This is a genomic window from Arthrobacter sp. StoSoilA2, assembly GCF_019977195.1.
Lineage (GTDB): Bacteria > Actinomycetota > Actinomycetes > Actinomycetales > Micrococcaceae > Arthrobacter.
Genome location: NZ_AP024643.1, coordinates 2,827,683 through 2,840,883 on the forward strand (window position 1 = coordinate 2,827,683; position 13,201 = coordinate 2,840,883).

At 61.6% G+C, this 13,201-nt stretch carries 11 protein-coding genes; 3 read left to right on the forward strand and 8 right to left on the reverse strand.

The window, feature by feature from the left end; all coding sequences use genetic code 11:
* Positions 1-61 precede the first annotated feature (61 nt).
* Complete coding sequence (hisS, locus tag LDN82_RS12790) at positions 62-1,423, reverse strand: histidine--tRNA ligase (protein ID WP_224164481.1); 1,362 nt, start codon at positions 1,421-1,423, stop codon at positions 62-64.
* Positions 1,424-1,630: 207 nt separating this feature from the next.
* Between hisS and LDN82_RS12795 the strand changes: the two genes are divergently transcribed.
* The 3 genes from LDN82_RS12795 to LDN82_RS12805 all read left to right on the forward strand — a co-directional run bounded on the left by LDN82_RS12795 (position 1,631) and on the right by LDN82_RS12805 (position 4,827).
* The gene (locus LDN82_RS12795) at positions 1,631-2,425 is read left to right on the forward strand and encodes a peptidylprolyl isomerase (RefSeq protein WP_224164482.1); all 795 of its coding nucleotides are present in this window, start codon (positions 1,631-1,633) and stop codon (positions 2,423-2,425) included.
* A 66-nt stretch (positions 2,426-2,491) separates the two neighbouring features.
* Positions 2,492-4,111, forward strand: a complete 1,620-nt coding sequence (locus tag LDN82_RS12800) for a DUF349 domain-containing protein (protein WP_224164483.1) — start codon at positions 2,492-2,494, stop codon at positions 4,109-4,111.
* A 113-nt stretch (positions 4,112-4,224) separates the two neighbouring features.
* Entirely contained in the window at positions 4,225-4,827 is a 603-nt protein-coding gene (locus LDN82_RS12805; protein ID WP_224164484.1) for a hypothetical protein, read from the forward strand.
* Here the strand turns inward: LDN82_RS12805 and LDN82_RS12810 are convergent.
* The 7 genes from LDN82_RS12810 to ruvC form a co-directional block, all read right to left on the reverse strand.
* Complete coding sequence (locus LDN82_RS12810; protein ID WP_216925652.1) at positions 4,824-7,217, reverse strand: bifunctional (p)ppGpp synthetase/guanosine-3',5'-bis(diphosphate) 3'-pyrophosphohydrolase; 2,394 nt, start codon at positions 7,215-7,217, stop codon at positions 4,824-4,826. The genes LDN82_RS12805 and LDN82_RS12810 overlap by 4 nt on opposite strands.
* Positions 7,218-7,379: 162 nt before the next feature.
* Positions 7,380-8,369, reverse strand: a complete 990-nt coding sequence (secF, locus tag LDN82_RS12815) for a protein translocase subunit SecF (RefSeq protein WP_224090588.1) — start codon at positions 8,367-8,369, stop codon at positions 7,380-7,382.
* A complete protein-coding gene (gene secD, locus LDN82_RS12820; protein ID WP_224164485.1) occupies positions 8,369-10,120 on the reverse strand; it encodes a protein translocase subunit SecD in 1,752 nt (583 codons plus the stop codon). The genes secF and secD overlap by 1 nt, the downstream gene beginning before the upstream one ends.
* Before the next feature lie 114 nt (positions 10,121-10,234).
* Positions 10,235-10,615: a preprotein translocase subunit YajC gene (gene yajC / locus LDN82_RS12825; protein ID WP_216925542.1), complete on the reverse strand. Its 381-nt coding sequence runs from the start codon at positions 10,613-10,615 to the stop codon at positions 10,235-10,237.
* Positions 10,616-10,801: 186 nt separating this feature from the next.
* A complete protein-coding gene (ruvB, locus tag LDN82_RS12830; RefSeq protein WP_223946210.1) occupies positions 10,802-11,878 on the reverse strand; it encodes a Holliday junction branch migration DNA helicase RuvB in 1,077 nt (358 codons plus the stop codon).
* Positions 11,871-12,515, reverse strand: a complete 645-nt coding sequence (ruvA, locus tag LDN82_RS12835) for a Holliday junction branch migration protein RuvA (protein WP_224164486.1) — start codon at positions 12,513-12,515, stop codon at positions 11,871-11,873. Before ruvA ends, ruvB begins: the two co-directional genes overlap by 8 nt.
* A gap of 69 nt (positions 12,516-12,584) precedes the next feature.
* On the reverse strand, positions 12,585-13,160 hold the full coding sequence (gene ruvC, locus LDN82_RS12840; protein WP_224164487.1) for a crossover junction endodeoxyribonuclease RuvC: 576 nt from the start codon (positions 13,158-13,160) through the stop codon (positions 12,585-12,587).
* Positions 13,161-13,201 lie beyond the last annotated feature (41 nt).

Here is a 13,201-nt window from a genome sequence, read left to right on the forward strand (position 1 = left end):
TGCAAAGACGATCCCGTCCGAGTTTACCCGCCCCGGCCGCGGCTGAATCACCTGGCCTGGGTCAGGCGGTGATGACACGGACGTGCAGATCTTCCTCCGACGGCGACCAGCTGGCCGGGTCCGCGTCCACCTGCACGCCGGACCGGATGTCCTTGACCTGGTGCTTGCCGTCATCGTCAGTGAACCAAACAAACGGAATTCCGCGACGATCCGCGAACTTGATCTGCTTGCCGAACTTTTCAGCTTTCGCGGCAACTTCAGTAGCAATACCGCGGCCGCGAAGCTGTGCCGCGACGTCCTGTGCCGCGGACCAACTGTCGTCGTTGTTCAAAGCGACCAGGACAGCAGTGGGCACCGCACGGGTAGCCGTTGCAAGCTCCTGGCTCAGGATCCGCGAGACCAGGCGGGTGACGCCGATGGACAGGCCGACGCCCGGGAACTTCCGGTTTCCCTTGCTGGCCAGGGCATCGTACCGGCCGCCCGAGCAAATGGAGCCAAGTTGTTCGTGTCCTACCAGGACGGTTTCGACGACGGTTCCCGTGTAGTAGTCCAGTCCCCGGGCGATACTGAGGTCTGCGACCACCTTGCCGGGTGCGCGCTGGACGGCGGCCTCAATGACCTGCTGGAGTTCGCTCAAGCCTTCCTCGAGAAGGTCATCAGTCACCCCAAGGGCACGTACCTGCTCCACGAACGAGGTGTCCTCGGTGCGGATGGTGGCAAGCTTGAGCGCCAGTGCCGCCTGCTCATCCGAGGCGCCAAGCTCGCTCTTGAGCAGCTCAGCGACTTTGCCTTCGCCAATCTTTTCCAGTTTGTCGATGCTCCGCAGGACTCCGGCCGTATCAGTCAGGCCAATACCGCGGTAGAAGCCCTCAGCCAGCTTGCGGTTGTTGATCCGGAGGCGGAAGTCCGGAATCGGGAGGGCGCTCAGGGCCTCGGCGATGACCAGCGCAATTTCGACGTCGTAGCGGAACGGCAACTCGCCATCGCCCACCACATCAATATCTGCCTGGGTGAATTCGCGGGCACGGCCTTCCTGCGGACGCTCACCACGCCAGACCTTCTGGATCTGGTAGCGGCGGAAGGGGAAGGCCAGATAACCCGCGTTCTCCACGACGTAGCGTGCGAAGGGAACAGTGAGGTCAAAGTGGAGGGCAAGCGCATTCGGATCAGCTTTGTCTGCCTTGTCCGTAGTGGTTGACCGGGAATCTTCTTCGTCGTCCTGAAGGCGGCTCAGGCCATAGACCTCTTTGTCGATCTCGCCTTTCCGCAGCAACTGGCCGACTGTTTCAACGGCACGCGTTTCAATGGAGGAGAAGCCGTGCAGTTCGAACGTTTTCCGGAGTGTGTCCAGCACGTGGAGCTCCACCAACCGCTCCTGGGGAAGCCACTCGGGGAATCCGGACAGGGAGGCGGTACGTGCCATGGTGGATAAATCTCCTCGATGAAAGCTGACTCAGGAATGAGCACCGCAGCTTTAAAGGCCTTTTCGGCGATTATGGGGCGGGCGTCCAGCCGGTCATGCATAAACTATGTGCGGCAGCCAGTTTATGCTTTCCGCGCGTGCACATCTAATGCAGCATGCCCGGTCCCTGCAGGCGGCCGGCGAACGTGGACACAATCAGGAGGACTCTTGGCAACAAGGTCGCGGGATGACCGCGAAGCGAGACGCCGCATCCGGCAGATGGAAGCCAAGCGTGCCCTGCGGCAGGAACAGGGCAAGCGGCGCAAACGCGACAACACTGTTGCCATCGGCGCGGGCGCCGCGGCTGTGATCCTCGCGGTGGTACTGCAACTTACTGTTTTCAGTTCCAACCCCACTGAGGCAGAGTTCGCCGCCGCAGAGGCCGGACTGAACTCCCCGTCGGCCTCTCCTTCGGCCTCCAACAGCGCAGACATACCCAGCCCGGACACCGCAGCCGGTAAGACCTTCACCGGTGAGCTCGCACTGAACAGCGGCGTTGTGGGATTGGAACTGAACGGAACTGCTGCACCCCAGGCGGCGGCCGTCATCAAGTCCCTCACCGATGCCGGCTACTACAACGGCGCCTTCTGCCACCGCCTGACAACGTCCGATACGTTCGGCCTCCTGCAATGCGGAGCCAAGTCCGAAGACGGCTCAGATGATCCCAATTACCGCTGGGGTCCCCTGGAGAACACACCAACGGACAACACATACCCGGCTGGAACAATCGCCGTCGCCCGTTCGGGAAACAACGCCTACGGCAACGGTCATCAGTTCTTCATTGTGTATAAGGACACGACAATTCCTGCGGACGCGGCCGGTGGTTACACAGTGGTCGGCAAAGTCACCAGTGGTTTGGACGTGGTCACGAAAATCGCTGCGGCCGGCCTGAAACCGGGCGAAAACGCGACCGACGGCGCCCCTGTGGCACCTGTCACGATAGACTCGTTTTCTCTGAAGTAACCAGCCTTTGGCCCCGGTCCGGGGTGCAGTACCTTAGCAGTCCCTCCAAGCGAAAGACTTTTAGCGGTGACAGACAGTCAGAAATCCGACGAAACAGCAGTAGTGGCCAACCAAGACGCAGTCGAGGCAAACAGCCCGAACGGCGCTGAAGCTGCACCTGCGACTGAACAAACTCCCGCAGTTGCGGCCGACGAAACACCGGCAGCAACCGAGGCCCCTGCCGCTGAAGAAACGCCTGCGACAGAAGGAACGCCTGCACCAGCGGCTGAGGCGGCACCCGCAGCGGAGGAAGCACCAGCGGCTGAGGCGGCACCCGCAGCGGAGGAAGCCAAGCCTGCCGATTCGCGTCCTACTCCTTCCCCGGCTGCCTTCGCGGCCCGCCCGAAGGCGCCTGCCGCCGTCGTTCCCGCTGCGCCTGCAGTGTCTGCCGCCTCGCTTGCAGAGGCAGCCAAGTGGGGACGCGCCGAAGGTGACGGCCACGTATTCCTCACTTTGGATGGCGAAGAGATTGCCGTTGGCCAGTATCCCGGTGTCAGCCCTGACGAAGCCCTGGGCTACTTCGCCCGGAAGTACGACGACGTCATTGCCCAGATAGTCCTGCTGGAACACCGCGTGGAATCCAAAGCCCCGGCAACGGACATGCAGAAGACGGTGACCCACCTCCGCGAGCAGCTCGCAGAGCGCAACATGGTGGGCGATATCCGTTCGGCCGAAGCACGCCTGGACACGCTGTCCGAACAGATCGCCGAGCTGGAAAAGTCCGAGAAAGCGGCCCATGAAGCCGTCCGCGCCAACGAGCTTGCTGCGCGCGAAGCCATCGTGGCAGAGGCGGAGTCCATCGCTGGCCAGGATCCTGCGCAAATCCAATGGAAGACGTCCAGTGCGCGAATGAACGAACTCTTCGAGACGTGGAAGGCTGCGCAGAAGAGCGGTGTCCGTCTTGGCCGGAGCAATGAAGACGCGCTTTGGAAGCGCTTCCGCTCGGCACGCACTGTATTCGATCGCCATCGCCGCGCGTACTTCTCGCAGCTGGACAGCAACAATTCTGCGGCCAAGGTGGCCAAGGAAGCGTTGATCGCAGAGGCCGAGGCGCTTTCCTCTTCCACTGACTGGGGTTACGCCGCCGGTGAATACCGCAGGCTCATGGATCAGTGGAAGGCCACCCCGCGCGCCAGCCGCAAGGATGACGACGCCCTCTGGGGCCGTTTCCGGGCCGCGCAGGATGTGTTCTTCAGCAACCGGCAGGCTGCGAACGACCAGATCGACCAGGAGTACACCGCCAACCTTGCAGTGAAGGAGCAGCTGGTAGCTGAGGCCCAGGCGCTGCTGCCGATCAACGATCTCAACGCAACCAAGAAGGCCCTGCAGTCCATTCGTGACCGCTGGGAAGATGCCGGCAAGGTCCCGAGGGCGGACATGGGCCGCATCGAGGCCGGCCTTCGCAAGGTGGAGGACGCAGTCCGCGAGGCTGAGGAGGAGAAGTGGCGCCGGAGCAATCCGGAGACCAAGGCCCGCACCAACAGCGCTTTGTCGCAGCTTGAGTCCGCGATTGCCGGGCTCAAGGAGGATCTGGAGAAAGCTGAAAAAGCCGGAGACCAGCGCCGCATCAAGGCTGCGCGGGAAGCTCTTGAAGCACGTCAGGCGTGGCTGGACCAGATCCAGCGCTCAGCGAGCGACCTCGCCTGACGCAGCCTTGGGTTCATGTTGAGCCCCTGTTTATCTGCAGGCCCTGTACCGGTTATCCACATGACCGGTGCAGGGCCTGTACTGTTGCGGCCAGGACACGGAATGATCAATGAATGGTCCCACCCGTCACAGCCCCGCAACTGCAGGAACCCGTGCTTGCCGAGCTCTACGCACCCAGCCGCATCTTCACCTGGCCTGAATTGCAGGGCATGGCACAGGATGGCATCCTGCTTCCCTTGTACGGCAGGAGCTATGCGTCGCCCGGCGTTGCAGTCACGCCCCGCCTCCGCGCCCGTGCAGCTGCCCTGACTGTCCCGGACAGGATGCGCACCAAGGTGGTGGCGGGCAGGCTTACCGCGGCCTGGATCTACGGGTGTGCGAGCCCTCCGGAGCGGTTATCACTCCTGGTGGATGCCAAGCATCGTATCTCCAGCGTGCGCAGCGCCCGGGGGTGCAACCTCCATGAGGTCCGGCTTGGCCAACTGGACGTTGTAAGCGTTGGTGGCATGCTGGTGAGCAGCCCCCTGCGAACAGCAGCGGACATTGCCCTGCACGTTGAGCCGGACCAGGCCGTGCCGGCACTGCGGCGACTCCTGGACGACCCCGATCTGGGCATCAGGCTCCGTTTGCTCACCCTTGCCGTGGAGGCAGCGCCGCGGGTTCCCCACAAGAAGCGTGCGCTCGCTACGCTCGCACGGCTCGTGTCCCCGAACTAGCTCCTGCGCCTGTTACCCGTGGTGCGGTACACATCGAAGACCCCGTCAATACGCCGCACCGCGCTGAGAACATGGTGCAAATACTTTGGGTCACCCATTTCGAAAGCAAATTTGGAGATCGCCACCCGGTCGCTTGAGGTGTGCACCGAAGCCGCAAGGATGTTCACATGGTTTTCAGACAGGACACGCGTGACATCGGACAGGAGTGACTTCCTGTCCAAGGCTTCCACCTGAATCTCCACCAGGAAGACGCTGGACTGTGTTGGTGCCCACTCGACCTCGACGATCCTGTCCGGCTGATCACGCAACCCGGAGACGTTGGTGCAATCAGTCCTATGGACCGACACGCCGGAACCGCGGGTGACAAATCCAAGAATGGGGTCAGGGGGCACAGGGGTGCAGCATCGGGCCAGTTTGACCCACACGTCTCCCACGCCGCGAACAATGACACCGGAATCGGAAAACTTGGACTTGGCTACCTGCGTAGGAATGCTGACCTCATCAAGGTCCTCATCCGGGGTCTCGTGTCCACCAAGGTGCTCTACGAGCTTCTCCATGACGGACTGGGCAGACGTGTGCCCGTCACCCACTCCTGCGTACAGACCGGAGATGTCTACGTAGTGGAAGTCCTCGGCGACGGCAGACAGCGCATCATGCGTCATGAGTCGCTGCAGTGGGAGGTTCTGCTTTCGCATTGCCCGCGTCAGCATATCCTTGCCGCGGTCAATCGCTTCCTCACGGCGTTCCTTGGTGAACCACTGGCGGATCTTGTTCCGGGCCCGTGCCGACTTGACGAAGTGTTGCCAGTCCTGGCTCGGACCCGCCCCCTCGGCCTTGGAGGTGAAGATCTCCACCCAGTCGCCATGGTTCAGTTCACTGTTGAGCGGCACAAGCTTGCCGTTAACGCGGGCTCCGATGGTCCGGTGCCCCACTTCCGTATGAACCGCGTACGCAAAGTCAACAGGGGTCGATCCAGCAGGCAAGGCCATGACTTCGCCCTTGGGCGTGAAGACGAAGACTTCCCGTGCGTTGATCTCGTACCTGAGTGAATCAAGAAATTCGCCCGGGTCCGAAGTTTCCTGCTGCCAGTCCACCAAGGACCGCAGCCAGCCCATATCGCCGTCGCGTGGGCTGCCCGGGCCCACCGCAGTACGGTTGGGTTGGTCCTTGTATTTCCAGTGGGCTGCGACGCCGTACTCCGCCCGGCGGTGCATCTCATGGGTGCGGATCTGGATTTCCACGGGCTTTCCACCCGGGCCGATGACCGTGGTGTGAAGGGACTGGTACATGTTGAACTTCGGCATGGCGATGTAGTCCTTGAACCGCCCTGGGAGAGGGTTCCATCGCGAGTGCAGGGTACCAAGTGCCGCGTAACAATCCCGCACCGAATCAACCAGGACGCGAACGCCCATGAGGTCGTTGATGTCGTCAAAGTCCTTGTCGCGGACGATCATCTTCTGGTAGATCGAGTAGTAGTGCTTGGGCCGGCCGGTAATGGTCGCCTTGATCCGCGCAGTCCGAAGATCATCGGCAATCTGGTTGCGGATGACGCTCAGGCTCTTCTCACGTTCGGGTGTGCGGTCCCCCACCATGCGGACGATTTCTTCGTACACCTTGGGGTAGAGCGCCGCGAAGGACAGATCCTCCAGCTCCCACTTGATGGTGTTCATACCCAGGCGGTGTGCAAGGGGAGCGAAGATCTCCAGCGTTTCGCGGGCTTTACGGGACGAGGATTCTGCCGAAACGAACCGCCACGTACGGGCATTGTGGAGGCGATCGGCAAGTTTGATCATCAGGACACGGATGTCCTTGGCCATGGCCACGACCATCTTGCGGACCGTCTCCGACTGGGCCGCTTCGCCGAAGCTGACCTTGTCCAGTTTGGTCACGCCGTCCACAAGCATGGCAACTTCCGGGCCGAAGTCGCGGGTGAGGTCATTCAGTGTGTAGGGGGTGTCCTCCACGGTGTCGTGGAGCAACGCAGCGGCCAGGGTGGTCCCTGTCATCCCGAGCTCAGCAAGGATGGTGGCTACTGCCACCGGGTGGGTGATGTACGGATCACCACTCTTGCGCTTCTGCCCCTGGTGGCTGCGCTCTGCTACCGCGAATGCGCGCTGAATGAGGTCGAAGTCTTCTTTGGGGTTGTTGGCCCGCACCGTTCGCAGGAGCGGTTCCAGAATCGGCGAGTACGGCGCCATCCCCCGGCCGGTCAACCGCGCAAGCCTGGATCGCGTGCGCTCCCGGCGACCCGGAAAGGTTGGACGCACGCCGGGAGTATCGACTGGAACCGTACCAGCAGTCCGTCCAGCCACGCTTGTTGCCGGAACCGTCACACCGTGGTGACTGTCCTCCCCGCCCGTCGGTGGTGCCGACGTCGCACGTTCTTCCACAGAAGTACCCCTCACGACCTATTTAATTCTTCCAGTCTATTCCCGCAGGCGAATGCTTCCGCAACCGGACAGCACATGACGCGCGCCCCGGCAAGTCAACGAGAAAGGACCCCGCTGGAAAGCGGGGTCCTTTTCCAGCGCGTAATGCCTGATGGAAAGAGCCTAAACAGTGGCCTCGGCCCTGCGGTGGGCCACCTTCTTGGCCTGCTTCACGAGGTCCGGCTCGCCTTGGCGCAGCCAGGCGTAGAGCGGTGCCGCGATGAAGATGGTCGCTGCCGTTCCTATGAGGATTCCGACGAACAGCGCCAGGGAAAGGTCCCGCAGCGTTCCTGCGCCCAACAGTCCGGCCCCGATGAAGAGGATCGCCGCAACCGGAAGGACGGCAACCATCATGGTGTTGATGGAGCGGACCAGGGTTTGGTTGACCGCGAGGTTGACCTCTTCACCGAAGGTCCGGCGCGTGGAAGTGGAAATGTCTGCTGTGTTCTCGCGGATCTTGTCGAAGACCACCACGGTGTCATACAGCGAATAGCTCAGGACTGTCAGGAATCCGATGATGGCCGATGGCGTCACCTCAAAATCACTCAGGGCGTAGACGCCCGCTGTGGTGAACATCGTGACCAGCATGCCCACCAAGGCAGAGAGTGACATCTTCCAGGTCCGGAAATACAGAGCCATGAGGACAGCTGCGAGGCCAACGAACACGACCAGCCCGATGAGTGCCTGACGTGTGACATCCTGGCCCCACGTGGGGCCAACGAAGTTTGATGTGACTTCGTTGTCCGTTACACCGTAAGCGGTGGTCAGGCCCTCTTTGATGCGGTTGGTCTCGTCATCGGTCAGCTGATCCGTCTGGATCCGCATGGTGTTGCCCGCCACGTTCGCGACACGGGGAACGGCACCGGATACGACGTCATGGACAGCCTTTTCGCCCAGGCCTGCATCGGTGGTCTTCACGTTGGAGACCGTGAACTCCGAGCCGCCGCGGAACTCGATGCCGAGGTTAAAGCCACCCTTCAAAACCGGGATCAGGATGGAAAGGGCCACAGCGACCGCAGCAATGATGAACCAGATTTTCTTGGAATCAACAAAGTTGTAGGAGCGCTTGCCCGTGTAAAGCTCGTTGCCGAAGGTTGCGAAGCTCGTGGTCATTACTTCTCCTCCTTGGTGCCGTTGGAAGGACCGGTCAGTTGGCCCTTCTCGGCGAGGCGCCGTTCGGCGATGGTCATGCGGCGTTCTGCTTCAGCCGCGGCACCTGTATTGCGTGCACGGACAACGGCCGGCTTCTCGGAAGGTGTGCGGAGGCGTCCGGCTCCCCGATACAACGGAACAGCCCCCAGACGGTCAGGTGAGAGTCCGGAGAACCTGTGGCCTTCGCCAAAGAACTTCGTGCGGGCAAGGACCTGCAGCATCGGATGCGTGAACAGGAACACCACGATGAGGTCAGCGACGGCCGTGAGGCCAAGGGTGAACGCGAAGCCACGGACATTGCCGACGGCCACGAAATAAAGGACCAACGCTGCCAGCAGGTTCACTGCCTTGGAAGCCAGCACAGTCCGCTTGGCGCGCTTCCAGCCATTCTCGACGGCGGACACGAGCCCACGGCCTTCACGAAGTTCATCGCGGATTCGTTCGAAGTAAACGATGAATGAGTCCGCCGTCTGTCCGATGGCCACGATCAGGCCGGCAACACCTGCCAGGGAAAGGCGGTAGTTTTCAGTCCAACCCAAAATGGCGATGGCGAGGTAGGTCAAGCCACCGGCGACAACCAGGGAAGCGATCGTGACAAAGCCAAGGGCGCGGTACTGGAACAGCGAGTACACAACCACCAGCAACAGGCCGATGAGGCCGGCCAGCAGGCCGAGCCGGAGCTGATCCCCACCGAGCGTGGCAGAGATCTGTTCCTGGGACTGGATCTCGAAGGAGATCGGCAAAGCGCCGTAGCGGAGTTGGTCGGACAGCGCCTTTGCAGAGGCCTGGGTGAAGTTACCCGTGATCTGCGGTTTTCCGTCAGTGATGACAGCAAGGGACCTCGGTGCTGAGATGACCTTGTCATCAAGGACAATGGCGAATTGTGCCTTGGGGTCGTTGCCGCCCTGGGCAAGGGACGCAGTGTAGAACTGGTTTAGCCGCTCCGTAACTTCCTTGAACTTGGCAGTTGCCTCGGCGTTGAATGTGATGTTCACACCCCAGGAATTTGTCACCGAGCCCTGTGCGCCCTGGACCTGCGAGAAGGACGAGGAGCTGATGTCCTGGCCTTTGACCTCCACCGGACCAAGGATGTACTTGATGGCGGGCGTCTTGTCCGTTGCCGGTTCACAAGTCACCAGCGGCTTCGCCGGATCAGAACGGTCCCGCTTCTCGGCGGAAGGGTTGACGCAGTCAAGCGCCTCGAATTCCTTGTAGACCTCCGGAGTCACCCAGTTGGTGTCGCTCGCGTTGGTGGGCTCTGCAGTGGGCTTGGGCAGCTTGTCATCCGGCGTACGGGATTCGACAGGGATGGCAGCAGGATCAGCCGCAGCGATCACCGGACGGAAGTTCATGTCCGCCGACGCCTGGATAAGGTCTCGGGTTTCCTTGGATGGAGTTCCCGGGAGGCTCACCACCACGTTCCGCCCCGACTGGGTGCTGATCTCGGCTTCGGCAACACCGGAGCCGTCTACACGCTGCCGGATGATGGCAACTGCCTGGTTGAGTTGTTCCTCGGTGATCTCGCTGGAACCCTCTACCCGCGGTGCCAGGATCATCTGGGTGCCGCCCTCAAGGTCCAAGGCAAGCTTGGGAGCCCAGCTTGCATGGCCGGAAATGACTCCGCCAGCCAGGACAGCGGTGAGTACAACGAATATTGCTCCAAGCCAAGTCAGCACCCTGCGGGCTGAGTTTTTGGGGCCGGTCCGTGCCATTATCGATCTTCCTTTTATCGCCGGACAGCCGCCGGCGGGCGCTGGTAAGCGTCTGCCGGCGGCTTTCGGCTGCCGTAGAAGTGTCCTTGCGCGGTGTTGCCGCGACTGACGGTGCTAGTTGTCCTTCTTGTCCTCTTTGTTGAGGCGCGCGATGGTTTCGTCCGGCGTCTCAGTCGCAGCCGGGGTCTCATCAGCAACGGTCAACGAAGAAGCGTCGTCCGGAACGACGGGGGCTTCCTCTTCAGCCTTTTCGATCACCTTGGTGACGGCCTGGCGGTGAACCGTAGCTTCGTTTCCGGGAGACAGCTCGATAACAACCTTGTTCTCAGCTTCGTCGATGGACACGATGCGTCCGAAAAGACCGAAGCTGGTCATGACATCGACGCCCGGAGCGAACTTGGACTGCATCGCAGCCTGCTGCTGCTGGGTCTTCTTGTTGCGGCGGAACATCATGAAGACAAAGAGTCCAAGCATGACGAACAGCAATATGGTCATTGGATCCACAGGGAAGTTCCATTCTTTACTTACGTTTTGGTCCACGGCAACGTCCCCGGCAGATCCTGCGGCCCGGGAGTAAACCCCGCACAGCAACGCGCTTCACCGCGAAGCGGGCGCATGGATCAAGGACTCGAACGTGCCGAGCGTCATACCAGTCTAGTGGGAAAAGCTGAATACAGCGTGTTAACCGATGGTATCTACGCTTTCGGCATGGTTTTCATCCTCGTCAAACAAGGCAAGTGTCTCCTGCCCGAACACGCCCGCCGGTACGGCATAACCAAGGTGTGTCCATGCGGATGCCATGGCGATACGGCCACGGGGTGTGCGCCCGAGCAGTCCTTCGCGCACCAAGTACGGTTCGGCAACGGTTTCGACAGTCTCCGGCTCCTCACCCACGGCGATCGCCAGCGTTGAAAGACCCACCGGTCCTCCATTGAATTTGGTAATCAACGCCTCAAGGACGGCGCGGTCAAGGCGATCCAGTCCCCGTTCATCCACCTCGTACATATCCAGGGCCGCCGACGCCGAACGCGCGTCGATCTGTTCGATTCCGTGCACAAGGGCCCAGTCGCGGACACGGCGAAGCAAGCGGTTTGCAATACGTGGCGTGCCGCGGGAGCGTCCGGCAATCTCCGTGAATCCGGCGGAGTTAACCTTCAGGTCAAGCAATCCCGCCGAGCGGCGCAGCACGAGTTCGAGTTCTGCCACAGAGTAGAACTCCAGGTGGCCGGTAAATCCGAACCGGTCCCGCAAAGGGCCCGGCAGAAGCCCGGCGCGCGTGGTTGCACCAACGAGCGTGAAGGGTGGAAGTTCAAGCGGAATGGCGGTGGCGCCGGCCCCCTTGCCGACCACGATGTCCACACGGAAGTCTTCCATGGCCATGTAGAGCATCTCTTCAGCCGGGCGGGACATGCGGTGGATTTCGTCAAGGAACAGCACCTCCCCTTCGGACAGCGAGGAAAGAATTGCTGCAAGATCTCCGGCATGCTGGATGGCTGGTCCGCTGCTGATACGCAGTGGGGCGTTCATCTCCGCGGCAATGATCATGGCAAGGGTGGTCTTGCCCAGACCTGGAGGACCGGAGAGCAGTACGTGGTCAGCGCTGCGGCCCCGCATCCGCGAAGCTTCAAGCACCAGCGAAAGCTGCTTGCGAACACGGTGCTGGCCAACAAAATCATGCAAGTTTTTGGGCCGGAGGGCGGCTTCAATGACGCGCTCCTCCGGCTCCTCTCCCCCGGCAACGAGCGATTGCTCAGCCACGGGTACCTACACGGTTTCCGGCGCGCGCGCCGTCCTGCCCCAGCCAGCGCAATGTGGCCCGCAGGATTTGCGCCACGTTACCGTCATCGGCAAGCTCGGGGGAATCGGCCATTGCTTTGTCGATGCTTCCCGCGGCGTCCTTCTCGGACCACCCCAGACTGGTCATGGCAGCCACTACCTGGGGCTTCCATTCCACGGTATTGATCACTGCGGGTGCTGTGCCCGTGCCTGTGCCGTGCGGGACCAGCTTTCCGGCCAGTTCAAGGACTATCCGGCCTGCGACTTTGGGCCCAATGCCCGGGACTTTGGTGAACGCTTTGCCATCGCCGGTGTGCGCAGCTACGCGGATCGCTTCCGGCTCGTGCACCGCAAGTACGGCCAGAGCCAGCCGTGGCCCGACGCCACTCACACTCAGCAGGACATCGAAGACCTCGCGCTCATCATCATCGGCGAAGCCGAACAACGTGAGCGAATCCTCACGGACGATCATGGAAGTGAAGAGCTTCGCCTCGGCGCCTACTTTTAGGTGGCTCAAGGTCTGCGGCGTTGCGAAGACGCTCATTCCCGCACCGTTGAGGTCGATCACGGCGGTCGACAAGCCAACGTGGGCAACTGTTCCACGGAGAAAACTGATCAAGACCCGGCTCCTGAGGTTAGCGGACTATCCGAACATATCTACGAATACCCTAGCAAGGGCTACCGACAATCAGCGTGCGCGGCGCGCTTTCGCTTCTGCTTCAGCCCACGCACGTTGCGCGGGGGTGAGCGAATCCTTGCCGGAACCCTGGGGCGCACCCATTCCGCTACCTGCCCGCCAGGCATGCGTCAGGGCAAGGGCAAGCGCGTCCGCGGCGTCAGCGGGCTTGGGCGGGGCATCGAGCCGGAGGATTTTAGTGACCAATTTAGTGACCGCGTCCTTGTTCGCAGTTCCACTTCCGGTCACGGCCGCTTTGACTTCGGAGGGCGTGTGCAAGGCGACGGGAATCCCGCGGCGCGCGGCCGCGGCGATGACAACGCCCGAGGCCTGGGCCACGCCCATCACAGTGCTGACGTTCATCTGCGAAAAAACGCGCTCGACGGCGACTACGTCCGGCTCATGCAGGTCCAGCCACTCGTCGATGGCCTGCGCGATGACCAAAAGCCGCTTGTCCAGCGTCAACTCAGCCGACGTCCCCACCACACCAACAGCCACCATGGTGGCCCGGCGGTTCCGCTCGATATCCACTACGCCGATGCCGCAACGGGTGAGGCCCGGATCGACTCCCAATACGCGAAGAGTCAAGTCCGGGCCTTCCTGGTTGTTGTCAAAAGAGGAGTACTGCC